The 24,433-nt window shown below is 32.5% G+C and carries 17 protein-coding genes and 1 pseudogene; 5 read left to right on the top strand and 13 right to left on the bottom strand.

The annotated features are described in order from the left end of the window. The first annotated feature begins 12 nt into the window (after positions 1-12). The 3 genes from ACNFIH_RS14955 to ACNFIH_RS14945 all read left to right on the top strand — a co-directional run bounded on the left by ACNFIH_RS14955 (position 13) and on the right by ACNFIH_RS14945 (position 3,734). On the top strand, positions 13-1,548 hold the full coding sequence (locus ACNFIH_RS14955; RefSeq protein WP_426483752.1) for a serine hydrolase: 1,536 nt from the start codon (positions 13-15) through the stop codon (positions 1,546-1,548). Positions 1,549-1,691: 143 nt separating this feature from the next. Beyond that, positions 1,692-3,140 carry a serine hydrolase gene (locus ACNFIH_RS14950; protein ID WP_426483751.1) on the top strand — a complete coding sequence of 483 codons (1,449 nt, stop codon included), beginning with the start codon at positions 1,692-1,694 and terminating at the stop codon, positions 3,138-3,140. A 144-nt stretch (positions 3,141-3,284) separates the two neighbouring features. Next, on the top strand, positions 3,285-3,734 hold the full coding sequence (locus tag ACNFIH_RS14945; RefSeq protein ID WP_426483750.1) for a hypothetical protein: 450 nt from the start codon (positions 3,285-3,287) through the stop codon (positions 3,732-3,734). 84 nt (positions 3,735-3,818) lie between these two features. On the opposite strand, the gene ACNFIH_RS14940 is transcribed toward ACNFIH_RS14945, so the two are convergent. The 3 genes from ACNFIH_RS14940 to ACNFIH_RS14930 all read right to left on the bottom strand — a co-directional run bounded on the left by ACNFIH_RS14940 (position 3,819) and on the right by ACNFIH_RS14930 (position 8,504). Continuing rightward, complete coding sequence (locus ACNFIH_RS14940; RefSeq protein WP_426483749.1) at positions 3,819-4,799, bottom strand: RDD family protein; 981 nt, start codon at positions 4,797-4,799, stop codon at positions 3,819-3,821. Positions 4,800-4,969: 170 nt separating this feature from the next. Next, the gene (locus ACNFIH_RS14935; protein WP_371199661.1) at positions 4,970-5,641 is read right to left on the bottom strand and encodes an RDD family protein; all 672 of its coding nucleotides are present in this window, start codon (positions 5,639-5,641) and stop codon (positions 4,970-4,972) included. 475 nt (positions 5,642-6,116) lie between these two features. Continuing rightward, the gene (locus ACNFIH_RS14930; RefSeq protein ID WP_426483748.1) at positions 6,117-8,504 is read right to left on the bottom strand and encodes a penicillin acylase family protein; all 2,388 of its coding nucleotides are present in this window, start codon (positions 8,502-8,504) and stop codon (positions 6,117-6,119) included. Positions 8,505-8,618: 114 nt separating this feature from the next. On the opposite strand from ACNFIH_RS14930, the gene ACNFIH_RS14925 reads away from it, so the two are divergent. Next, the gene (locus tag ACNFIH_RS14925; RefSeq protein ID WP_426483747.1) at positions 8,619-10,175 is read left to right on the top strand and encodes a hypothetical protein; all 1,557 of its coding nucleotides are present in this window, start codon (positions 8,619-8,621) and stop codon (positions 10,173-10,175) included. A 104-nt stretch (positions 10,176-10,279) separates the two neighbouring features. Here the strand turns inward: ACNFIH_RS14925 and ACNFIH_RS14920 are convergent. Then, positions 10,280-10,594: pseudogene (locus ACNFIH_RS14920) on the bottom strand (GIY-YIG nuclease family protein). A 246-nt stretch (positions 10,595-10,840) separates the two neighbouring features. Between ACNFIH_RS14920 and ACNFIH_RS14915 the strand changes: the two are divergent. Further along, on the top strand, positions 10,841-12,646 hold the full coding sequence (locus ACNFIH_RS14915) for a hypothetical protein (protein ID WP_426483746.1): 1,806 nt from the start codon (positions 10,841-10,843) through the stop codon (positions 12,644-12,646). Between the two features lie 59 nt (positions 12,647-12,705). Here the strand turns inward: ACNFIH_RS14915 and ACNFIH_RS14910 are convergent, their stop codons facing one another. The 9 genes from ACNFIH_RS14910 to dtd all read right to left on the bottom strand — a co-directional run bounded on the left by ACNFIH_RS14910 (position 12,706) and on the right by dtd (position 24,403). Further along, positions 12,706-13,131 carry a YMGG-like glycine zipper-containing protein gene (locus tag ACNFIH_RS14910; RefSeq protein ID WP_426483745.1) on the bottom strand — a complete coding sequence of 142 codons (426 nt, stop codon included), beginning with the start codon at positions 13,129-13,131 and terminating at the stop codon, positions 12,706-12,708. Positions 13,132-13,381: 250 nt separating this feature from the next. Beyond that, on the bottom strand, positions 13,382-14,656 hold the full coding sequence (gene kynU / locus ACNFIH_RS14905; protein ID WP_426483744.1) for a kynureninase: 1,275 nt from the start codon (positions 14,654-14,656) through the stop codon (positions 13,382-13,384). A 180-nt stretch (positions 14,657-14,836) separates the two neighbouring features. Next, entirely contained in the window at positions 14,837-15,886 is a 1,050-nt protein-coding gene (gene queA / locus ACNFIH_RS14900) for a tRNA preQ1(34) S-adenosylmethionine ribosyltransferase-isomerase QueA (RefSeq protein ID WP_426483743.1), read from the bottom strand. A 379-nt stretch (positions 15,887-16,265) separates the two neighbouring features. After that, positions 16,266-17,495 carry a 3-phosphoshikimate 1-carboxyvinyltransferase gene (locus ACNFIH_RS14895; protein ID WP_426483742.1) on the bottom strand — a complete coding sequence of 410 codons (1,230 nt, stop codon included), beginning with the start codon at positions 17,493-17,495 and terminating at the stop codon, positions 16,266-16,268. 98 nt (positions 17,496-17,593) lie between these two features. Then, entirely contained in the window at positions 17,594-17,920 is a 327-nt protein-coding gene (locus ACNFIH_RS14890) for a nucleotide pyrophosphohydrolase (protein WP_012022600.1), read from the bottom strand. A 2-nt stretch (positions 17,921-17,922) separates the two neighbouring features. Beyond that, on the bottom strand, positions 17,923-19,914 hold the full coding sequence (locus tag ACNFIH_RS14885; protein ID WP_426483741.1) for a DUF3857 domain-containing protein: 1,992 nt from the start codon (positions 19,912-19,914) through the stop codon (positions 17,923-17,925). 3 nt (positions 19,915-19,917) lie between these two features. Then, on the bottom strand, positions 19,918-21,945 hold the full coding sequence (locus ACNFIH_RS14880) for a DUF3857 domain-containing protein (RefSeq protein ID WP_426483740.1): 2,028 nt from the start codon (positions 21,943-21,945) through the stop codon (positions 19,918-19,920). A gap of 34 nt (positions 21,946-21,979) precedes the next feature. Beyond that, positions 21,980-23,887 (bottom strand): DUF3857 domain-containing protein, encoded by a 1,908-nt coding sequence (locus tag ACNFIH_RS14875; RefSeq protein ID WP_426483739.1) that lies wholly within the window; start codon positions 23,885-23,887, stop codon positions 21,980-21,982. A 63-nt stretch (positions 23,888-23,950) separates the two neighbouring features. Continuing rightward, positions 23,951-24,403 carry a D-aminoacyl-tRNA deacylase gene (gene dtd, locus ACNFIH_RS14870; protein ID WP_035653397.1) on the bottom strand — a complete coding sequence of 151 codons (453 nt, stop codon included), beginning with the start codon at positions 24,401-24,403 and terminating at the stop codon, positions 23,951-23,953. Positions 24,404-24,433: the final 30 nt, after the last annotated feature.

Below are 24,433 nucleotides of genomic sequence, written 5' to 3'. Positions count from 1 at the left end.
TCAATTATCAAAATGAAAACCATCAATTTTATTGCTTTCCAATTAAAAATCATTTTATTGGGAATCGCATTATTCTGTAATCAAAGTGTTTTTTCGCAGGAAGAAAAAAACTCAGAACTGTACAAAACTATTATGTCACGCGATAGTCTGCTTTTTAATGTCGGTTTTAACACTTGCGATATTAGCCAGTTTGAAAATTTATACAGCGATCAATTCGAATTTTATCATGATAAAGACGGAACTTCAAACAAAACAGAATTTTTACAAAGCTTCAAAAATGGTTTATGTGGCTCACCAGCAACCTATAAATGCAGACGAGAATTAGTTGACGGAAGTACCAAAATTTTTCCGATGTATAAAAAAGGCGTTTTATATGCTGCTATTCAAACTGGAATCCATCAATTTTATGAAAATGTGGCCGCTAAAAATGAATCCTTAAAACCTGAAAACGAAAAATTAGTTGGTAAAGCAAGATTTACTCATGTTTGGGTTTTAGAAAATAATGTTTGGAGATTAAAAAGATCTTTGAGTTACGATCATAATGCTGTAAATGAAACTGAAAAAACAAATCTTTTTGACAGCGAACAGGAAACAGAAAAATGGCTAAAAGAGAATAATATCCCAACTTTAGGCCTCGGAATTATTTCGGAAGGAAAACTGAAACAAATTAAAGTTTATGGCGAACTTAAAAAAGGAGTTGCCGCACCATATAATACCATTTGGAATGTAGCTTCACTAACAAAACCAGTTACAGCAATTGTAGCATTAAAATTAGTAAGCCAAGGAAAATGGGATTTAGATGAACCTTTATATAAATACTGGACCGATCCAGACATTGCAAATGATCCGAATCATAAATTACTGACTACGCGAATTGTTTTAAGTCATCAAACTGGTTTTCCAAACTGGCGCTACATGAATAAATCCGGAAAATTGGATTTTAAATTCAAACCCGGAACTCAATATCAGTATTCTGGCGAGGGAATGGAATATTTGAGAAAAGCTTTGGAGAAAAAATTCCACAAAACCCTTAATCAGTTGGCTTCAGAATTAATTTTTGAACCACTGAAAATGAACGACACACAATATATCTGGAACGATAAAGTAGATTTTTCAAGATATGCTATCAATTATGACAAAAACGGAAATGCATACGAACCTGTAAAAAACAAAACCGCAAACGCTGCCGACGATTTATTGACCACAATTCAGGATTACGGAACTTTTTTATGCAGTGTAATGAATGGCGATGGCCTCAATAAAAAAGTTTATGAGGAAATGAATTCGCATCAGGTAAAACAAACAAAGGCAGATAAATATTTTGGATTGGGTTTTGAAATTTACGATTTAGGAAGTGAAAATTATGCGTTATCGCACGGTGGCGCTGATCAAGGCGTGCAAACACTGTTTTTTCTTTTTCCAAAAACAAAACAAGGTTTGATTATTTTCACCAATGTCGATGATGGATATAAAGTTTATACGAAGCTTATGGAACATTTTTTAGGAGAAAGTGGAAAAAAATTGATTGAAATTGAAACCAAACGATAATTCAGTCGTCTAACAATTAGAACACGTAATTTAATTCGGTATTTTTATACTAAAATACTGATTGTACAATTGTTATGACGTTTCAATCATCAATCAAAAAACAAATTATTTCATTAATCCAACAACCATAATCATCAATCGTTATGAAAAAGTCAATCAAACCAATTGCCCTCTTTGCAATATTATTTCTTTTTACCATTACAACTTTCGCTCAGGAAAAAGCCAAACAAATTGAACAGCTTTTGAGCAAATACAATGAATATGGACAATTTAACGGATCGGCTTTAGTGGCTGAAAACGGAAAAGTAATTTTCAAAAAAGGTTTTGGCTCGGCTAATTTTGAATGGAATATTCCCAATCAACCCGATACTAAATTTAGATTAGGATCGATTACAAAACAATTCACAGCACTTTTAATTGTGAAATTGGCCGAAGAAGGAAAAATAAAATTAGATGTTCCAATTACTACTTATTTACCCGATTATCCAAAAGAAAATGGAGATAAAATAACGATTCATAATCTCTTGACACATACATCTGGAATTCCTAATTACACAAGTGTACCAAACTTTATGCGAGAGAAAGCCCGAAATTCGTATACACCTGAAGCATTTGTAAAAACGTTTTCAAGTCTTCCGCTGGAATTTACGCCAGGCGAAAAATTCAATTACAGCAATTCGGGTTATTTTCTACTGGGTTATATTATCGAAAAAATCACAGGAAAAACATACGAGCAATATTTACAAGAAGTTATACTTACGCCTCTAAAAATGACTAATACTGGTTTTGATCATAGTGAAATCATCATAAAAAACAGAGCGGCAGGTTATGAAAAAGAAGGAAAAAATTTAAGCAACGCTTTTTTTATCGATATGAGTATTCCGTATGCAGCAGGATCTTTATATTCAACAGTTGAAGATTTATATTTATGGGATCAGGCGCTTTATACAAATAAATTACTTTCAGAAAAGTCAATGGAATTGCTATTCAAACCTTATATTAAAGCTTGGGATGGTTCATACGGATATGGCTGGGGTGTTGAAGAAGCTACAATTGGTGATAAAAAACTAAAAATTATAGAACACGGCGGCGGAATTAACGGATTTAACACTATTATTTCAAGAATTCCTGCTGATAAAATTTTGGTCGTTTTATTGAATAATACAGGCGGAACTGTTTTGGGAGAAATGAATAATTCAATTAGAGCTATTTTATACAAACAGCCATATAATCCAGCAAAAAGATCCCTGGCACTTGATTTATTAGATGCCTATTCACAAAAAGGTGTTGCAGCAGGAAATGAAACTTACAAAAAGTTAAAAAGTGACCCAACTTACGCCATCAAAGAAGGCGATATGAACCGAGTTGGATATCAATTATTACAAACTGGAAAAAAGAAAGAAGCGATCGAAGTTTTCAAAATCAATGTAGAAGCTTTTCCAAAATCAGGAAATACTTATGACAGTCTGGGTGAAGCTTATTTAGCTGATGGCAATAAACAGCTGGCAATTGAAAATTATACAAAATCGGTTGAGCTTGATCCTGGTAATGAAGGCGGTAAAAAAGTTTTGGCTGAACTTTCAAAAAAATAAGCAAAATCATAAATTCAAAAACTCCGATAAGACAGCTTCAAACTGCTTTATCGGAGTTTTTTGTTATAACTTATAACATTCCTATTCGATGATTTATCATAAAAAATACTATTTTAGCTCTTCCCAAAAACAGCTAAATAACCTATGAAAAATCTAAAAAAGTATAGTCTTTTGACTGCCTTGTTTTGTTTGTTTGTTTCCTCAAAATGCGTATCGCAAAACAATCCGCCACCTCCGGCAATGCCAACACAGCAAAACAAAATCATCGTCGATAAAATTGTCGAAGCGGTACATTACAAAACTTATGTAATTGATTTTTGTCTGACTAAAATTAATGAGACTTCCGCCAAAGAAGGCTGGAACGAACAAAAAGCGATGGAAATTACCCAAAGTATCAATTATAAAAATTTCAGGGATGCCATTTATAACTCTTTTGCTTTTTATGATGAAGTAGAATTAGAAACGCTGCTGAAAGCGTACGAAAAAGATACTGCCTACCAAACCAAAAATGTAATGCTTGCTAACAAAGCGCTTGCAAATAATTTGAACATTTTTGCAAATGATATTGTTTTAGGGAAGTATATTTCTAAATAAGGTTCAAAGGCACAAAGTTGCAAAGGTTCAAAGGTTTTTCTTTTAAAACCTTTGAACCTTTTTATTTTAATAAAGTTGAAAGGTTTAAATATTGGTTGTATGCAAATAACCTTCTATTGCTTTTACCAAAAACAAAAGAATACCAAAAATCGGGATAATCAAAAAATAATAGGCTCCACTAATTTCACTTTTCTTTTCTTTAAATACTTCGGTATTTGACAAATTATCATGCCAGCTGGCATTAAACAAAAAAGAAACTCCGTCAAAAGGAATGTTTCGACATAAAGTTCTTAAAAGCACATGAGAATTAGCAGGAACTAAACCTTCACTGTTAACCAATCTGCTTTGTGTTAAAAATTTTCCAGGTGTTGCGCTAAAAAGCTTTTCAAATATATAATAGTAAACAAAGCTGAATACTGGAAAAACAATTAGTAAAAAAAATCGATCAGCATCATCTCCTCTCACTATTCCGAAGTAATTAAAAAATTCAAACATCAAAATTCCAGAGAAAAGTTGATATCCAATCAGCAAGAAAATTAAATTATCAATTATGAAATGAAGTAAGCGTTCCCAATTTCCAGTTTTAAAATAATAAACTTCCGTTGATTCTGTATAAGCAACAGTTTCAAAATCTAATGATTGTTGGTCGCTCATGTATTTTAAGCTTTTATATAAAACATAAAGCACAAAAAAAGTTATTACATAAGAAATGACAATGCCTGCATAACTCTTTACTTCAATTCCCTCGAATCTATTTAAAATAAAAATAAACTGAACAACAACACCAAAACAAAGCTGTACAAATAGTGTAGCGAAACTAAAACGCAAAAGACGTGTTTCTTTACCTTTTGAAAAATAATAAGTAATCACACCAACAAACAATAGAAAATTGAAAAACAATCGCAAGGTTCTAGCTTCAATCCAACCTACATCAATCCAGCCTGCGATACTATAATTGAAAAAACTTAAAACATAATACAAGTTCGAATTATAGTCATTATAAAAAGCCGTAAAAAAACTAATAATGGAAAGGAACAAAGCAAAAGCAATAATTTTTTTATACATAGAAATGGGGGTTTAATTTCAATTAATAATTTTTTTAAGTTGTCTATATCTTTGGTTTCAAAACCAATTTCGTCGAAGTTTTCACAATCTCATCTTTATTCAATTTCATTTTTCTGAATTTCCCTTCATTGTACATTTCTGCCTGATCGTGATAATGTTTGCCTTCTTCATTAAAACCGTTCATCTAATCTCAAAACTGCGTTTGTATTGATTACCTTTTTGCCGTCTAAAACCTGATTTCTTTCATTTACAAAACTTTCAAAAGAGTATCCAAAATTTTGCTTTTTCTCCTCTTGTATTCCAAGCAAATGAAATCCTAACCAAAGAATAAGATATATTGGAATAAGTAAAAAAAATATTTTTCCATTCAGTCCCGTTTGCTTTTCTTTATAAACCTGAGTATGAGAGATTGAATCATGCCAATTTACATTAAATAAAAAAGAAATCGAATCGAAAGGAATATATCTCGATAGCGTTCTTTTGAACACAAAATTATTTTCTGGCTTTAAACCTTGATTATCAACAACTCTACTTTCTGTTAAAAATTTTCCTGGTGTTGCACTGAAAAGAGTTTCAAAAACAAAATAAAAAACAAATCGAAAAATAATCAACATTATCCAAATTGTATTTTGTCTTCCTAATATATTTTCAATTATTCCAAACGAACCATTAAAATATATCATTCGTGTTCCATCTAAAAAATTAAACGTAAAAACAACAAAAATTACATTATCTATTATAAAATGCAATAAACGTTGCCACTTACTGCTTTTAAAAGAAGAGCCTTTTTCTGATTCTGTAAGTTTTAAATTCTCATATTCTACTATCTTTAATTCATTCATGTATTTTATGCTTTTGTATAAAAAATAAAGCAAACAAATACTTAATAACAATGAAAAAAATACCCAAAAATAAAATGTTCCAAAATCTCTATAAATTACATAAATACGACAAACTTCATCTAATGCAAAAAAACATTTATTTATAAAAATTATTGAAAAAATAAACCTTAAAAGACGTTCTTCTTTCCCATTAGATTTAAAAAATAAAATAGCACTTGCAAATAAAAGACTATTGAAAAGCAATGCTATTGTTAAGCTGTGTTCCATTTCATTGATTTTGAAATGATTACCCAAGCTCGGGAAAATGTACGAAGTAAATACTCTCAAAATACTAAATACTATCTCGCCAACACCGGTAAGTGGTAAAATTCCAATAAGAAGACTTAAAACAGAAACAAATAAAGAAAAAGCAATAATTTTTTTATCCATGAAATTGGTTTTAAAAAAGCGTAAATAAAATTTATTTTAATGAGTATTATTTCTTTGGTTTCAAAACCAATTTCGTCGAAGTTTTCACAATCTCATCCTTATTCAATTTCATTTTTCTGAATTTCCCTTCATTGTACATTTCTGCCTGATCATGATAATGTTTACTGAATGGATTTCCGGATTGTCCGGTTGGCAAAATGCTCCAGCTGTTTTCAACATCAGAGAAATCGACGATTCTTCTGGTTGAAGGTCCGCCTTTTACGTAATATTTGCCTTCTTCGTTAAAGCCAAAGAACAAATTATTAATCACTTCATTTGATCCTGGCGACGCAAAAGGTCCAACATTAAATAATTTTCGTAACGCGGCCACTTTTCCTAACGGATGTTCATGTTCAACGGTGTGAACTTTGCCCCAATTCCAATCTGAAATCGTAGTTCCTAATTGTTTTTGAAGTGCTGCAACCCCTTCATGAAATGATTTTGAAACAATATCTTTTCTCGTTTCTTTTACATTTTTGGTTTTGATATTATCCCACCAAACCGAATTTTCATTTCCAACTTGTCTGGCAATAACTTGTTTTCCAATGTGAGTTCCTAAAAACAAATCGAAATTGTCTTTTCCCATTTCATCTTCAAAAGTATTTTTCATGTACAAATAAATCCATTTGTTGTAAATCGTTGGCGCAACATCTTCTAGATTTGTTGTTCCTTTCCAAGATTTTAAAACTTCAATAACTTTATTTTCTTCTGATGAAAGCGCTTTATTATCTAAATTCGAAATCAAATTTTGAACAGTTCCCGCAGCAACTGGCGATGTATTGTCATAAATCATTTTACTGATTGCTTCTTTATCCCAATCTGATTTAGCATCCATTAAACCTGAAATTCTTTTCGCGCGATCTTCCGGCAAATAATAACCCGGATACAAATAACCATCTATCGCTTCAGGCTGATTATTAGCCGAATAAACATAACCCCATTTCGGGTTTTCAGAAGATGGATTTTTTGAGAAATCCAGATATTCTTTAATATCATCTTTTCCACTTGCGCCATCAAGAATCAAGAAAGTATTCACGCCTTTGTCGTGTTTATACAATTTTCCTGTCGCCCACCAAGCTACATTTCCTTTAGCATCACCATACATCACATTCAATCCCGGCGCTGCAACTAATTGAACGGCTTTTCTAAAATCATCCTTGCTTTTTGCATGCGAAAGTCCGTAAACCGCATCTAAAATTTGAATAGGTTCTCGCGTATAAGTCCATGACATTGCAATCGGATTTTTTTTATCCAAACGATCTAAGACATCATTCATAATTGGTCCGTGTCGGCTTGATTTTATAGTCATAACAACATCAGAAGTATCTTTGACTTTGATTGTTTTTTTTCTGACTTCATAACTTGCGAAACCTGTCGGAGTTTGGTATTGATTATTGTCTCCCGATTTATTTTTCTCCTGATAAAAATCAATATCATCATTTTCAAACATTGTCAAACCATAAGCATAATCGCGATTGTGCGCCAACAACGGAAACGGAGTTCCAGCCAAATAACAACCATACAATTCATGTTCAGGCGTAATCAAATGCGCTTCATACCAAGTTGCAGGTTGTGAAAACCCAATGTGTGGATCATTGGCAAAAATCACTTTTCCGCTTTTGGTTTTATGAGGTCCGGCAACCCAGCTATTACTTCCTATAAACGGCGGAATTGGCGATTTGTCCAACAAAGCCGCAACCGATTTTGAGATTGCTGTATATTCATCAATATTTTCTTTTGAACTTTTTAACTGAGTTGTATTGAATTCGCCTTCAATTCCTAAATCTTTCAAATATTCAACACCATATTTATTTCGGATTTCAGTTAATAACGGATCTGTTTTTTGAGCCATTGCAAAACTGAAAGACATATATCCGAAGATATTATAAACATCTTTTATCGTAAATTTTTCTTTTTTCACACCAACCAAAGTAAATTCTACTGGCGTAACACCTTCATCTAAATATTGATTAATTCCATCCAGATAAGCCATCGTCAACTGATACGCCTGACTGTTTTTATCTAATTTGGAAATGGCTTTCGCCGAAGCTTCTTCAATACCAATTCCGGAGAAAAACTTATCATTTTTCAGCGCTACAGATCCGAAGATTTCAGATAAACGTCCCGGAGCAATTCTTCGGAGCAATTCCATTTGCCATAATCTTTCCTGCGCGTGAACATATCCAAGCGCTGTCATCGCATCTTTTTCAGAATCGGCATAAATATGAGGAACTCCAAATTCATCAAAATAAACAGTCATTTCTTTTTGAAGATTTTTCAATTCCAGCTCTCCTTCATACTTCGGTTTTAAATGAAAAATATAAGCGCATAAACCTATTCCTAAAACAACAATCAGGACAAATAAAACCAGCAGGAATTTCTTAAGTTTTTTCATATTCAAAAAAAGTGTTGCGATGTGATAATTAGTTAAAATGTAACGTAAAAACAAAATCATGTAAACGACTTTATTTTCTAAAGTCTAAATTTATATTTAAAATCGATACAATAAATGTCAATCTATAAAAAAATAGCAATCGGAGTAATTTCTCTGTTTATTATTGTGATTCTAGCCAATGTTGGTTTGAATTACTGGATCAAAAAACAACTTCCGATTATCATTCATGAGAAAAACAAAACGGCATACAATATCAATTATGAAAAAATTGAAGTATCACTTTTTTCTCGAAATATCTATGCCCAGACCTTATTAGTAAGTCCGAAAAACGAACCGAAAGACAGTAAAAACGGCCTTTTTTCTAAAATTGAATCGATTACTATAAAACATTTCAATATTTGGGATTTGGCTTTTCACGATATTATTCAGGCCGAAAGTATCATCATCAACAAACCTCGCGTAATTTTATACAAAAAAGGTGAAAAACTTTTGAATAACAGCAAAAGCATTGAAACTGAAATTGTGGCGCCTTTCCGAAAAATAATTGCGGTTTCGAACATTTATCTGAATGACGGAACAATTGATGTTGTTTCGCTCGATACTGAAAAACCAATTTTCAGCGTTAAAAAAATCATTTTAAAATTGGAAGGAATTTTAATAACCGATGCAACTTTAAAAGAAAAAATTCCGCTTCAATATCAAAAATATGCTTTAATTATAGATAGTTTGTTTTACAGACCAAGTGCTTTCTATCATATAACTATTGGAAAAATAAGCACGGAAAAAAACTTTCTGAAAATCAATAATTTCGCTAATCTTCCTCAGTTTGACCGACCTAATTTTGTGAAGCGATTAGAAAAAGAAAAGGATATTTATACCTTGAAATTCGATTCGGCTCAAATTGCAAAAATGGATTGGGGATTTAAAAATGACCAATTTTATTTTAAAGCAAATTCCCTTGTAATCCATCATTTTAACGCTAATATTTACCGAAGTAAAATCCCGAAAGACGATTTAAGCAAAAAATATCTTTACAATCATTTATTGCGAAATATAAAATTCCCGCTTCAAATTGACACTTTGCAGGTTTTGAAATCGAAACTGGTTTATGAAGAAGAAATTGATTTTTCAAAAGGCCCAGGAGTTTTGACTTTTGACCGATTCAATTTGCAAGCCACGAATCTTCGTAGTGGTTTTGGATTAAAAAAAACGGATGATGTAAAAATCAAAGTGAAATGCATTTTCATGAAAAACTCTTCACTAAACGTAGATTGGAGTTTTAATGTTTTAGACAAAACCGATGGATTTCACATTCAGGGCATCATCTCAAATTTTGACGTTGTGGCAATGACAAGATTTACCAAACCTTACATGAACACCACTTTTACTGGAACTTTCAATAAATACCGATTTAATTTTTATGGAAATGATAATGTCTCAAAAGGAAACGCTTCATTAGATTATGATGATCTTAAAGTGAAACTTTACAAAAAGAAAAATCCAGAAAAAGAAGCCAAACTCAAAACGGCCGTCGCTAATTTATTAGTAAAAAACGATTCAAAAGACAAAGCGAAAACCGCCGATGTTGAAGTGGAAAGAATTCAGGAAAAATCATTCTACAATTTTTTGTGGCGAAGTATTGCAGAATCTTTGAAGAAGATTTTGATATGAAACCGTTTAACAATGAAGCATTACCCACAATCTTGTCATTCCGAGGAACGAGGAATCTTCGTAAGAAACTCTACAAAGTATTTCGACATAGTAAATCAATAATCTTAAGAAAAAATATGATTCAAAAAATCCAAATCAGGATTAATAGTCTTAATCAATTCTAATTTCTTATCTCTAGTCCAGCCTTTTATCTCTTTTTCGCGGCCAATTGCTTCTTGAATCCATGTAAACTTTTCATAATATAACAAAAATTCAACTTTATATTTTGAAGCAAAAGTTTAATTCTCTCCAGTAATATTCTCTTTATGCTGGCTTAGACGAGCTCTCAAGTTGTTAGTTACACCTGTGTAAAAGACAGTTTTAAATTTGTTAGTTATAATATAAATGTAATAAGTATGATATCCTTCTAATGTTTCCATTCAGTCAAATTAATTATTCATTTCAATTTCAGAAACAAAAATAAAAGATTATTCTTACTTTTTATGCAAGATAAATAAACTAATGTGATTTTGCATTCGGAGTTACTTACGAAGATTCCTCGTTCCTCGGAATGACAAGATTGAGGGGAATTCGTGGCAGAAAAACTTTACCTACAAACCTGACAATTATCAGGTTTTAGGAAAATCCTTTTTTCAATATTTGTCTTTATTTTAATCTGAAAACTAATGACAAAAACACCTTTACATACCTTCCATATTCCGGTAATGGGACTTGCTTATACAATCGACAGCCCCATTCGCGTTGCACAATATGGAATTTCGTCTGTGATTGCGCTCGCCGACGATGATTTGATTGAAAAGATGCGTAATTTTTATAGCGCAAAATTCAATATTCCGTATGAAGAAATTACGCAAAAATTTCATGATTACCGCGCTGAAAGAATTACTTCGTATTTAAATTTAGTCGATAAAATTGTAAAAGAAAAATTCGAAAACTTTAAAACCGAATTAACTGAAAGCAAAACAGCATTGGAAAATTTCATGTCGATGTTGCCGAATACTTCTGACATTAAAAAAGGTTTTCAAAACTTATTAGACGACGGAATTGCTTTTAAAGAAAACATTCAGCATTATATCGAATCGCATCTTTTTCCGGGAGAAATCGATGTCAATATTATGACAAAATTGGATAAAGATAATTTTATCAAAAATGAACAGCTTCCAATTGAGTTTAATGATGCTCATGCTGCTTTGCGAGGTTTTGCAAATAGCAATCTGGAATCGTCTGTGGTACTTTCTGCCGGAATGAATCCAAGATTATTTGGTTATTTTGAAAACTTCAAAGATTTTTTTCCGAATGAAAATAATGAACTGAGAAAAAAAATCACTTTAAAAGTGAGTGATTTCAGATCGGCTATGATCCAGGGAAATTTCCTTGCGAAAAAAGGACTTTGGGTTTCCGAATACCGAATCGAGTCAGGATTAAACTGCGGTGGCCACGCTTTTGCAACTGACGGACTTTTATTAGGCACTATTTTAGAAGAATTCAAGCAAAAAAAAGAACAACTGATACAATCTGCCCACAATTTAATGATTAAGGCTTTACAGCTAAAAAATCAGCTTTTCCCTGAAAATCCTTTACCATTAAAAATTACGGTACAAGGTGGCGTTGGAACTGCTGAAGAACATGAATTTTTATTAAACGAATATAATATAGATGCTGTTGGATGGGGCTCTCCATTTTTATTAGTTCCAGAAGCCACTTCCGTAGATCAGGAAACTCGTAATTTATTAATGAATGCAAAGGAAGATGATTTTTATCTGAGTAATATTTCGCCTTTGGGAGTTCCGTTTAATACTTTAAAAGGAACAACAAATGAATTTTTAAAACAAAAACGCATTCAGGAAAACAAAGCCGGAAGTTCGTGTCCGAAGAAATTTTTAGCATTAAGCAAAGAATACGATCCACACGGAATTTGTACCGCTTCAAAAAAATATCAGGATATAAAACTGGAAGAACTCGAAAGTAAAAAAGATTCTTTATCAGTTGAAGATTTTGAGAAATGCAAAATCAAAATCACCGAAAAATCCTGTTTGTGTGTTGGTTTAGCAAATGCCTCTTATCTTGAAAATGATATTAAAATAAAAGGGCAATCACAAGGTGTTGTCATTTGTCCCGGACCAAATTTGGCTTATTTTGATCAGGAAGTTTCATTGAAGGAAATGCTTCAACATATTTATCAGGGAAAATCAGTTTTGAGAACAGACCGTCCTCATTTATTTGTGAAAGAATTAAAAATGTATGTTGATTATTTTAGAAACGAAATTGAATCTGTTTCTGAAGTTACTTCAAATCAACTGAAAAAATGGAATTCTTTTAAAGCTAATATTTTGGAAGGAATTGAATATTATCAAAATCTATTTTCATCTACTTTTTATTTTAAAAGCGAAGAAGAAAAAATCAAGAATCAATTCAATTTTTACAAATCAGAATTAAACGCCATTCAAATTCCAACATTGGAATTAGCATAAAACAAAACGCCGGTTTAGAAAAATCTAAATCGGCGTTCTTTTATTTATAAATATAAGATCTATTCTTTTTTCTTTTTGTTGCTGTCAATAATTGCGCCTGTACCCGCACCAACTCCAGCGCCGGCCAATCCTCCTATTATGGCACCTTCACCTTTTTTCTTACTTACAATAGCTCCGGTTGCGGCACCTACTCCAGCTCCAATTACTGCACCTTTAGCAGTAGAACTCCAGCCTTTCTTTTTTGCTGGTGTCGCAGTGGCAGTTCCATCATTTTGATGGACCACAACAACTTTTTGTGCTTCTGCTTTTTGTTTCTCTTCTACCTTCGCCATCTCAGTCTTCATCGAATCGATAACACGCTGTTTGTTAATCTCAACTTTCATTGAATCAATACTGGCTTGTTTGGCTTTATTTAAATCTTCCTTACTTTGATTTTGGCAAGAAGTTAAAAGTATCGCTGCTAATAAAATATATAAGCCTTTCATGATTGTAGTTTTTAAAATTATACACTACAAAATACGGAATATCTGCTATAATGCTTATTACAGAATTTTTCGGAAAGTTTATAAGATTAGAAGATTTTGTGGTTTTTCTCGCAGAGTTTTTAGTTAAGCCAAATGTTTTAATCTCGCAAAGTCGCGGAGACGCAAAGTTTTAATCTTTCTAATCTATAACTTTAAATAAAAGCTTTGCGTCTTCGCTCCCGAAGGCTTTCGGGATTACGAGATTATTTTTTTATTTCCCTAAAATTCCTTTTTTCAGAATTTGTCCAAAGTCATACATATCTTCATATGAAGAATACAAAGGAACTGGTGCAAGACGAATAACGTTTGGTTCACGCCAATCTGTAATGACACCGTTTTTCATTAAATAATCGAATAAGCTTCGCCCTTGTCCGTGAAGAAAAACAGATAATTGCGAAGCTCTTTCTTCTGGATTTGTTGGTGTAATAATTTCGAAAGTACTTTCTACTTCTTTATCAATTTCATGAAGAATAAATTCTAAATAAGAAGTAATATGATCGCGTTTTGCAATTAAAGCATCCATTCCAACCTCAGCAAACATTTCTACTGATGCCAAATACGGCGCTAATGACAAAACTGGTAAATTACTAATCTGCCATCCATCTGCTCCGTGAACTGGGTCAAAGTTTGGTTCCATTTTGAAACGACGTTCTTTGTTATGTCCCCACCATCCGGCAAATCTTGGTAAATCTGAATTATGATGTTTTTCGTGAACAAAACAACCAGAAGCATTTCCTGGTCCTGAATTCATATATTTATAACTGCACCATGCAGCAAAATCAACATTCCAATCGTGAAGTTCTAATTTGATATTTCCGGCAGCATGTGCTAAATCCCAACCTACTTTTGCTCCAGCTTTTTGTCCGGCTGCTGTAATGGTTTTTATGTCGAAAACTTGTCCCGTATAATAATTTACTCCACCAATTAAAACCAAAGCCAATTCATCACCAACTTCTTCGATTTTGGCTAAAACATCTTCAAGACGAATATTATGTTCCCCTTCACGACGTTTAATTTCTACAATCGCATCTTCAGGCTTGTATCCATGAAAATTCACCTGACTCTGAAACATATATTGATCTGACGGAAAAGCTTTTTCTTCGCAGATAATTTTATAACGTTTGTCTTTTGGCTGATAAAAAGAAACCATTAATAAATGAAGATTTACAGTCAACGTATTCATAACCGTAACTTCAGACGGAAGCGCTCCCACAATTTTACTCAACGGCTCTGCAAATCTTTCCTGATAATCCCACCAAGGTTTTTCGGCATAAAAATGCCCCTCAACAGCCAATTCTGCCCAGTCATTCATTACTTCATCGATGTAAGCTTTGGTACGTTTTGGTTGTAATCCTAAAGAGTTTCCGGTAAAATAGATAACTCGTTTATCATTTACTTTAGGAAAAATAAATTGTTCCTGATAGTGGTTTAATGTGTCTTTCGAATCTAGCCCTCGTGCAAATTCGCGTGTATTTTGAAAAGTCATTTTGTTTTGTTTTGGTTGCTAAAATAACAAAAATTGTTTGTTTTGTTTTGTTTCATGTTCCAAGTTTCACGTTTTGTTGGCAACCTGAAACTTGGAACCTGAAACTTGAAACCTTTAAAAACAGAAAACCCGACAAGTTCTAAAAAACTGTCGGGTTCTTATCTTGAAAATAAATTCTAATTAAAGAATTAACATCGCATCTCCGTAAGAATAGAATTTGTATCCTTCTTTGATTGCTTCGTCGTATGCTTTTTTCATTAAATCATGTCCACAGAAAGCAGAAATCATCATTAATAATGTTGATTTTGGTGTGTGGAAATTCGTAATCATACAATTTGCAATACTAAAATCGTGAGGAGGGAAAATAAATTTATTCGTCCATCCTTCATAAGGATTTAAAGTATTAGCAGAAGAAACAGAACTTTCAATTGCACGCATAGAAGTTGTTCCTACTGCACAAATACGTTTTTTCTTCGCTTTAGCTTCGTTTACGATATCACAAGCTTGTTGATTAATAACCAATTCTTCTGAATCCATTTTGTGTTTAGATAAATCTTCAACCTCAACTGGATTGAAAGTTCCTAAACCTACGTGTAAAGTTACCTCCGCAAAGTTCACCCCTTTGATTTCTAATTTTTTCAAAAGGTGTTTTGAGAAGTGTAAACCAGCAGTTGGTGCTGCAACAGCTCCTTCTTCTTTTGCGTAGATTGTTTGATATCTTTCAGCATCTTCAGCAGTTACTTCTCTGTTGATGTATTTAGGAATTGGAGTTTCTCCAAGTTCTGTTAATTTGTTTCTGAATTCTTCATAAGAACCATCGTATAAGAAACGTAAAGTTCTACCACGAGAAGTTGTATTGTCAATTACCTCAGCAACTAATGAATCGTCGTCACCAAAATAAAGTTTGTTACCAATACGGATTTTTCTAGCCGGATCTACTAAAACATCCCAAAGTCTTTGCTCAGAATTTAATTCTCTTAATAAGAAAACCTCAATTCTCGCTCCCGTTTTTTCTTTGTTTCCGTACAAACGCGCAGGGAAAACTTTTGTATTGTTAAGAATTAAAACGTCTCCGTCATCAAAATAGTTGATAACGTCTTTAAACATTTTATGCTCGATAGTGTTTTTTTTACGGTCAATTACCATTAAACGAGATTCATCTCTGTTTTCTGCTGGAAATTCAGCCAAAAGTTCTTTCGGTAAATTGAAATTGAAGTGTGATAATTTCATATTTGAAGTTAGATTTTAAAATATCAATCTTAGATTTTTTTATCTAAAATTTTAAATCGCTTGCAAATATACGATTGTGAAATAGGCGTTGTCAAGTGTTTTGGCTTTTATTTTCAAAAGTCCTTGATTTACTGATGTTTCGAGAACCATTAAAATTGTGTTTTTATTTACAAAAAACATTTTCAACATATTATTGTCATTTCGACGAAGGAGAAATCTCCGCAAGAAGCTCTACAAAGATTGGATTTTCGTTGCGGAGTTACTTGCGGAGATTTCTCCTTCGTCGAAATGACAAACTTTGCGAGCACAAACAAAACCAAGCATAAAAAAACCTCTGGTTGAAACCAGAGGCTATATTTTGGCAAAGAATATTTTTTAATTACAAATCTGAGACCTGAAAATTTAACGCTTTTAAATCGTTCCAGAAATCTGGGTATGATTTTGAAACTACTCCTGCATCCTCAATAATAATAGGCACTTTGATTGCCAATGGCGCAAAAGCCATTGCCATTCGGTGATCATTATAAGTTCCGATTTTTACATCGTGATTGATATTATCAGATTTTATTAAAGTCAAACTGTCGTTTGTAACTGAAATATTCGCTCCTAATTTTGTCAATTCAATTCTTAAAGCTTCAAGTCTGTCTGTTTCTTTAATTTTTAAAGTATGAAGTCCAGTTAAATGACATCCAATTCCTAAACCTAAACAAGTTACAACAATAGTTTGAGCGATATCAGGTGTGTTATTCAATTCAAAATTTACATCTTGATAATTAAACCCAGAAACTTTTTCCAAAGTCATTTTATTGTTTTGGAAAGTCGTTTTCACACCCATTTTTTCATAAAGAAAAACTAATTCTGAATCTCCCTGAAGACTATTTTCTTTATAACTGCTCAACGTAATTTTAGCAGATTCAGATAAAGCAACAAGACTAAAGAAATAAGAAGCTGAACTCCAGTCAGATTCTACGACCATTTCTTTTGATTCAACAGATTCTTTAGGAAAAACTTTAATTACGTTTCCTTCAAAACTTGTTTTAATATCTAAATCCGTCAACAAAGCCAAAGTCATTTTGATATATGGAATCGAAGTAATCTCTCCTTCTAAAGTCAACTCTAAACCATTTTCAAGTTTTGAAGCTACCAATAAAAGTGCTGAGATGTATTGACTACTTACATTTGCTGCCAAAGTAACTTTTGAAGCCGTAACTTTTTTTCCTTTGATTCTAATTGGCGGATAACCTTCTTCTTTTTCATAAGAGATTTCAACTCCCAATTGTCTTAAGGTATCAACCAAAATTTTGATTGGGCGCTCCTGCATTCTGCTAGAACCTGTCATTACCACTTCTCTGCCTTCGTTTACAGCAAAATAAGCTGTCAAAAAACGCATTGCAGTTCCGGCGTGGTGAATATCTACGATTTCATCATTTCCAATTAATGCTTTTTGCATTACTTCGCTGTCGTCTGAGTTTGAAGTATTAGCTAAAGTGATATTTGGAAATAAAGCTTTTAGTAACAATAAACGGTTCGTTTCGCTTTTAGAACCTGTGATATTTAGTTTCGAATCATCAATTGTGAATGGTGAATTCGTGCTTAATTTTAAATTCATGATATTAGTTATGAGTTGCGAATTATGAGAAACATAATTCGAGTGCGCAATTTACCACTCCTCGTTCGTAAATCAAAATTCACGCTGAAATTTCACAATTATTTCAATTTATCATTGTTTTTGTGACGATCTTTATCTCTAACCGATTTTAAATCCATTTTTTTGTCAAAAGCAGCCTGTAAATCGATTCCGGTTTGGTTTGCCAAACATAAAACCACAAAAACAACATCGGCCAATTCTTCGCCTAAATCTTTATTTTTATCACTTTCTTTTTCAGATTGTTCTCCATAACGACGCGCGATAATTCGGGCAACTTCACCTACTTCTTCTGTAAGTTGCGCCATATTGGTCAATTCGTTAAAATATCGAACTCCGTGTTCTTTTATCCAGGTATCAACATCAAGTTGAGCATTTTTCAAATCCATTGCTATATTTTTTTAAGGACAATTTTTTCATTTTGGCTAGCGATCACTTGTTGGAAAAGATTTTTTAATCCAATATAATCGTCAGCTGCAAAAATACTATTGTTAATTTCTTTTATACAGCTAATCTGAATTTTATTTTCAAGGTTTGAAATATTTAAAGTATAAATAATTTCTTTGTTTTGTGATGAAATACGGATTGGTTTAGGCATTGATTCGATTGCAAATCCAGCAGGAATTTCAAGACTTAGACTAATTTTTTCCTGAGTTGGATACCCAAAATAAATTCCCATTTGCCTTGTTTCCTGAGTAAAAGGATTTTTAGACGAAGTAAAAAACAGTAACGGATTAATGAACATTTGATTTCCAATTACCTCAGTAACATTATCAGACGCAAAATCAAAAGTTTCGGTTACCGGATCTGAAAAATTAGCTTTAGCATTTTCTATTTTATAATTTGAGATTTTCACATCGCCCAATTGTTCTTCATATTTTTCAAGGTAATTTTCCTGATTTTGACCTGAATGTTTTATTCTGAAATTATATGCATCATAATCCGTTCTTTGAATCCTCATTTTTCCATCGATTTTTCCGATGTCGCTTATTTTTCCGAAGATTGTCGAATATTCCCTAGACAATGTAGCTGGATCTAAATTTATTTCCTGTGAAGTTCCATCTACTTTAATCAGTCTTCCTTTCCAATTTAAAACATTCAATGGCAAAATATTTGGCCATGTATATTTATGCGTAGCATCTAACAAAACTAATTTTCCATCTATAAGCGCACCAGCAATTACGTAATTAAAACCTGTTCTTGTTGGATAAACCGGCACACCATTTTGAATCGTACTTACCAAAACCGGATTTGCATCAATACCGCCTAATTTCAGCATATTGATCAAAATAAAATTAATTTCGGCTACATTTCCAGTTTGGTCTGTATACGCTTTTTCAACTCCTTTATCGGTAAAATAATCATTCTCCTCATTCCAATGCATTTTATTCTGAACAAATTTAAAAATGATGTTCATCCTGTCACTAGGAGATTCAACTCCTGTCAATAATCTTTTAACGTCATCCAGAAGAAAATCTTTCTTATTCAGTTCTTTTCCGAAATGTTCGTTTTTGAAAATATCCTTAGCAACACCTTCCCAAGTAAGTGCATAATCTTTGTCTGGCTTATCAGGAAAACGCACACGCTCCAACTCAAACTGAAGACAACCTCTGTAATTATCAACATTATTTACATACGGCTCATCTTTTAGGGCTGGAACATCTTTTCCTTTATAAAAAATATTTATCTGTTTATAAGAAAGTATTCCGGATTGATTATGCTCGTTCTCAAAACTTTGACTTTTGCTTACTAATTTTGCATCTGATTCGATTGGAAAATTTCCAACTGAAATAGATTTATAAATATAGTATTCCGGAATCTCCGTTTTATATTCAAAGTAATTTACCGGAATATCATATTGAATCTCAAAATCAGGCAGTTTCACCATTTTTTCAGACTTCAATACATATTTGTATTCAATAACAGATCCTTCTTTTACGTTAGGAAGCGTTATGGTTTTTTCCTTCCAAAATTTATTGATTTTATTCTTAAAAGTTCCTTGATTGTCGAGTTTTGTTTTTACTATTGTTCCATTTTCAAGATTATAAGTAATGGCATTGGAAAACTCCAAACGATCTTCGTTTAAGTTTTCATATCCAATGAAAAAACGCACTTTCTGATCAGCCCATTTAAGTCCATCTTTTTTGTAGATTTTAATTTTAAATTCATAAACATGATTGGCCGAAAAACCAACACTTTCGCTATACGTAAAAAAAGTTCTTCCTTTTTTAAACAAAATTGCTGCCGGAGCAGTTGTGTCCTTTGGATTTCTTTTTTCCTGTAATTCAGCAATTGTGACTTTTCCAAGTTCGTAGTTTTGAGCTTTTACTTTTATTGCAAAACCAATAAACAAAATTGCAATCGCTAAACTTTTAACCTTCATTTTTTATATACGTTTTAAAACAATTTTTTCAGTTTCTTTCGCAATCATTGTTTTATAATATTCTTTCAGCATTTCGTATTTTTCTACAGAAAAGATTGCCTCATTAATTTGATTTGTGATAATTACCTGTAAACTGTTTCCGCTCGCTGCAACATTAAATTTAAAACTTCCTGCATTGTCTTGCATATTTATAGCCGCAGGAGCCGGCAGAGTTTCAACGGCAAAACCATCAGGAATCTGAATTGTGATATTGAACTTATCCATTTGTGGAAATCCAAAATCTACGGGATATTCTCTCACTTCCTGTTTAAACGGATTTTTGTCATTTGTAAAAAACAGCATTGGACTAATATAAATTTTACCACCAATAATTTCGCATAAATCATTTCCGGTAAAGGCATATGTTTCTATAGCAGGCAACAAAATATCTTTTTCGTTAGTTCGGCTATAATCACTAATCTCAATTTTTCCGCTTTTATTTTCTAATTTTTCAAGATAATCTTCTTCTTTAACACCATCAATTTTTTCTCTTGTAATCATTGCCATGTGATCTGTGTATTGTCTTTTGGTTTTTCCAGAAATTTTTCCATCAGCATCAATACTATAAATCATAAAAACAAAATCATTTGATGCTTTTTTAGGTGTCAGCTCAATCTCTTCAGAAGTACCGTCTTTACGGATCAATCTTCCTGTCCAGTTAATGGTTCTAAAAGGAAGAATATTTGGTGTTGAAAATTTATTTGAAGCATCTAACAATAAATTTCCTTGTGGCGTTTCGACAGCGGCAACTACATAATCAAAAGCAGTTCTGTTAGGAAATAAAGCAATTCCGTTTTCACGTGTACTCAACAAAACCGGATTTGCAGTCAGACCCGCATAACGAAGCATTGAAGTCAGCATTAAATTAATGTCGCCAATGTTTCCTGTTTTTTCTTTGTATGCTTTTTTAACTCCGTTATCGCAATCGTAACCAGTGTAACCGTTCCATTTTACACTAGATTTTACGTGATTCAAAATCACCCAGATTTTTTCTTCAGGTGTGTTTTTTCCGGCAAGAAGCGCTTTTAAATCATCTTCATAATAACCCGTTTTATTTAATTCCGGACCAAAAGTTTCATAATCATAAATTGTTTTCACTACCGATTCCCAATCTGTTGAATACATTTTCAGCTGTGAATTTGGATATTTTATCATCGCTAATTCATGTTGAACGCTGGAAACATAATTGTCCATATTGTTTACAAAAGATTCCTCTTTTATAGCTGGAAAATCTTGTGCTACGTATGTCGTTCTTGTTTCTGTATAATCGTATTTGTCTGTTGAAAAATCGGTTCTGACTGGACCACCAAATCCGCCGACATTTGATCGTTCTTTAGTTGTAATTATAATGGAACGTGGTCCTTTTTCAACCGACATTTTAGGAAAAACATAGCCTTTTTGTCTTGGATTAAACACATAATACTCTGGAATATTAGTGCCAAATTCAGAATAATTTACCGGAATAGCTTCCTGAAAATTCCATTCTCTTATTATTCTGTCGCTCGGACTTTTGATGGTATATTTATATTCAATTACAGAACCTTCTTTTACATTAGGCATGGTAATTTTTTTCTGCGCTTTGAACTTGTTTAGCACTTCATCAAAAATCCCTTCAGGTTTTAATTTTGTTTTTTCGACTTTACCATTCACTAAATTATAAGTATAGGCATCTGAAAAAGTAACTTTTTCAACAAAGTTAGCTTGCTTATAATACCAAACCGCCTGATTCGCCCATTCATAACCTTCTTTTTTATAAACTTTTATTCGAACCTCAACATCGGCCATTGTAGCAAAACCTCCTTCACTTACATCATACTCAATTCTGGTTCTTCCTCTTTTGTATAAAATAGCGGCTGGCGCTGCTGAATCTTTCGGATGCATTTTTTGCTCTAATTCGGCAACAGATACTTTTCCTAGTTTAAATTCTTGTGCTGTGGTTTTTGAAACGATTAACAGCACAATTGAAATACTGAAGATCTTGATTAATTTCATGTGGTAATTTGGTTAGTTGGTTTTGGTTAGTTTATTAGCTTTTAATCAATATAATTTTTGCATTATCATTTTTTGAAACCTGTTCCATAAACAAACGAAATTCGTCATATTCTTTATTTGAATATTTTCCTTTATTCAAAAACATGCTTCGTTTGTAAACAAGCTTATTATTCTCTTTTTTGATGATTTCAGTTTTGTATTCACCGAATTTCCCTTTGAGTTCATAATTTTCAGGAAGAAATTCGATTGTAAATCCGGCTGGAAGATTCACTTCAATTTCATCAGAATCTAAAAAACCACGCTGAATTTGAAACGGATTTTTTCTGTTTCGGATTCGTTTTATATTTCCTGTATTTTGATTGAAAGCATCAATGGCAAAAATCATTTTGTTTGCTGAAATTGAAGCGTAATTTATCGCGCTGAACTGTACATCTTCAGTAAAACGAACATTTTCCTTATCGTTTGAAAATGTTATTTTTCCTAATTTCAGATTATTGATATTATCCCAATATTCCTTATAATGAGCTTCTTTTTCTGTTGGCTGATAGGTTTCGATTCTGTATTTCTCATTATATTTCGAGCCTTCAGAAGTTATCGAAATAGAACCTGAAAAGTTTCCATTTTCGTCAATTGTATAAATTCCTTTATCTTTTTGGATATTCCCTTTGTCTTCGTAAATCTTTGTGCGAACAATTTGGCCGCCTTCTGGCTTAACAATCAAAACATCACGATCATCTGTAAAAGTTCCCTGATAACCGAAAGGATCATCTTGACTTGTGCATTCCAAAAAAGTATAATTGTCTCCATTTGGAATTGCCAATATCATATGATTTCCCTGCATTGAAACAAAATCAGACTGAATATTAGATTTATATGAATCACCATATAAAATGGTATTGTAAGAAGGGACATCGACAGCTTGTAAAAGTGCTTTAGTGTAATTTGACAATGCTTTACAGTCTCCATATCCCAGACGATCAACATCGCTGGCCAGCATTGGTTTCCATCCGCCAATTCCAATAGCAATATTTACATATCTTGATTTTTTTTGGACATAATCATAAATGATTTTTGCTTTCTTGATCGGATCTTTTTCATTGCCTACAAGTGCTTTCATTTTTGCCTTGGTTTCTTCCGGCAAAGTTGTTGTTCCAGTTAAAATTTTATCTCCGTACCACTTTCCAAATGCTTCCCAGGTTGTTGCTGTTCCATCAACACCTTCTAAATGAAACTTTTCTAAACCCATTATAATTTTTGGAAACAAATCAGATGGAGACGGACTTAAATCTTCTCCTTTTTGAGCCAAAATGTTCGATGCCACATAACTAAGTTTAGTAGCGGTTTCTTCTGTTTTTTTGATATTAAATCCAGCAAACTGAAATTCCTTTTTCTTGAAACCTAAATCACTCGGAAAAGTAACATTCAAAATACATTTCTCAACGCTTGCATTATAGCCTCCTAAAAAATACCAACGTGGAATAAAGGCAGTATTTGAAGTCTCTGTCTCACATGTATAAGCAATCGTAAAAGGATATGAAATTGGTGTATAATTTAAATAAACTACCCGACTATCTGAAAAAAGTGTGCTTCCGCTTACTGCACTCTGGTCTCTAAAATCTTTACGCTTGATTTTTTTGATTTCATTGCCGGCTACGTCATAAACAATTGCCTCAATGCTATTTATTGAAGTCGTTTTATCATAATGCTCAAAAGCATCGATATCACCGAGTCCTTTTTCATTTAAAACGGTTACAATTCTTTGTTTTTTGATAATCATGCTTCTTTGCGAAGCAATAGTAATATCCATTTGATCTAGCCGAACAACTGCATTTGCATTTTGTTTTAAACTATCTGGAATAGAAGTAACGTTATAATTAACCTTTTGAGAATAAGAATTAAGGGCAATTAGAAATAAAAATAACGTAAAAAAAGGGTTTTTCATTAGTAAGGAATTTCCCCAAATATATATTTTTTTTAGAAATCCTTAACATTTGTTTATATTTTTTTACTCCCGATTTTTGCTGTCCATAACGATTGTTACGGGACCATCATTTAAGAGGCTGACTTTCATATCGGCACCAAAAATTCCAGTTTGGATTTTTTTACTGAATTCTTTTTCCAAAGTTTTTACGAAGGTTTCATACATCGGAATTGCAAAATCTGGTTTTGCTGCTTTTATATAAGAGGGACGATTTCCTTTTTTTGTAGAAGCATGAAGTGTAAACTGACTAACTACAATTATATCGCCATCGATATCCTGAACTGAACAGTTCATAACATCGTTTTCATCTCCAAAAATTCTCATTTTAATGATTTTCCCGGCAAGCCAGTCAATATCTTCCTGAGTGTCGGCATCTTCTATTCCGACTAAGATTAACAAGCCTTTTTTAATATCTGCAACAATTTTAGAATCAACAGTTACAGAAGCCTCAGAAACTCTTTGAAGAACAATTTTCATTTAATGATTAATTGTGAATTATTAATTATT

The sequence above is a fragment of the Flavobacterium sp. 2 genome, assembly GCF_049949195.1.
Lineage (GTDB): Bacteria > Bacteroidota > Bacteroidia > Flavobacteriales > Flavobacteriaceae > Flavobacterium.
The sequence above is the reverse complement of the archived record's forward strand: the minus strand, read 5'-3'. Positions and strand labels throughout refer to the sequence as shown.

Bases quoted from the DNA above. Each gene is read 5' to 3' on its own strand.
- ACNFIH_RS14955 (WP_426483752.1), top strand. From the start codon at position 13: ATGAAAACCATCAATTTTATTGCTTTCCAATTAAAAATCATTTTATTG.
- ACNFIH_RS14950 (WP_426483751.1), top strand. From the start codon at position 1,692: ATGAAAAAGTCAATCAAACCAATTGCCCTCTTTGCAATATTATTTCTT.
- ACNFIH_RS14945 (WP_426483750.1), top strand. From the start codon at position 3,285: ATGAAAAATCTAAAAAAGTATAGTCTTTTGACTGCCTTGTTTTGTTTG.
- ACNFIH_RS14940 (WP_426483749.1), bottom strand. From the start codon at position 4,799: ATGTATAAAAAAATTATTGCTTTTGCTTTGTTCCTTTCCATTATTAGT.
- ACNFIH_RS14935 (WP_371199661.1), bottom strand. From the start codon at position 5,641: ATGAATGAATTAAAGATAGTAGAATATGAGAATTTAAAACTTACAGAA.
- ACNFIH_RS14930 (WP_426483748.1), bottom strand. From the start codon at position 8,504: ATGAAAAAACTTAAGAAATTCCTGCTGGTTTTATTTGTCCTGATTGTT.
- ACNFIH_RS14925 (WP_426483747.1), top strand. From the start codon at position 8,619: ATGTCAATCTATAAAAAAATAGCAATCGGAGTAATTTCTCTGTTTATT.
- ACNFIH_RS14915 (WP_426483746.1), top strand. From the start codon at position 10,841: ATGACAAAAACACCTTTACATACCTTCCATATTCCGGTAATGGGACTT.
- ACNFIH_RS14910 (WP_426483745.1), bottom strand. From the start codon at position 13,131: ATGAAAGGCTTATATATTTTATTAGCAGCGATACTTTTAACTTCTTGC.
- kynU (WP_426483744.1), bottom strand. From the start codon at position 14,656: ATGACTTTTCAAAATACACGCGAATTTGCACGAGGGCTAGATTCGAAA.
- queA (WP_426483743.1), bottom strand. From the start codon at position 15,886: ATGAAATTATCACACTTCAATTTCAATTTACCGAAAGAACTTTTGGCT.
- ACNFIH_RS14895 (WP_426483742.1), bottom strand. From the start codon at position 17,495: ATGAATTTAAAATTAAGCACGAATTCACCATTCACAATTGATGATTCG.
- ACNFIH_RS14890 (WP_012022600.1), bottom strand. From the start codon at position 17,920: ATGGATTTGAAAAATGCTCAACTTGATGTTGATACCTGGATAAAAGAA.
- ACNFIH_RS14885 (WP_426483741.1), bottom strand. From the start codon at position 19,914: ATGAAGGTTAAAAGTTTAGCGATTGCAATTTTGTTTATTGGTTTTGCA.
- ACNFIH_RS14880 (WP_426483740.1), bottom strand. From the start codon at position 21,945: ATGAAATTAATCAAGATCTTCAGTATTTCAATTGTGCTGTTAATCGTT.
- ACNFIH_RS14875 (WP_426483739.1), bottom strand. From the start codon at position 23,887: ATGAAAAACCCTTTTTTTACGTTATTTTTATTTCTAATTGCCCTTAAT.
- dtd (WP_035653397.1), bottom strand. From the start codon at position 24,403: ATGAAAATTGTTCTTCAAAGAGTTTCTGAGGCTTCTGTAACTGTTGAT.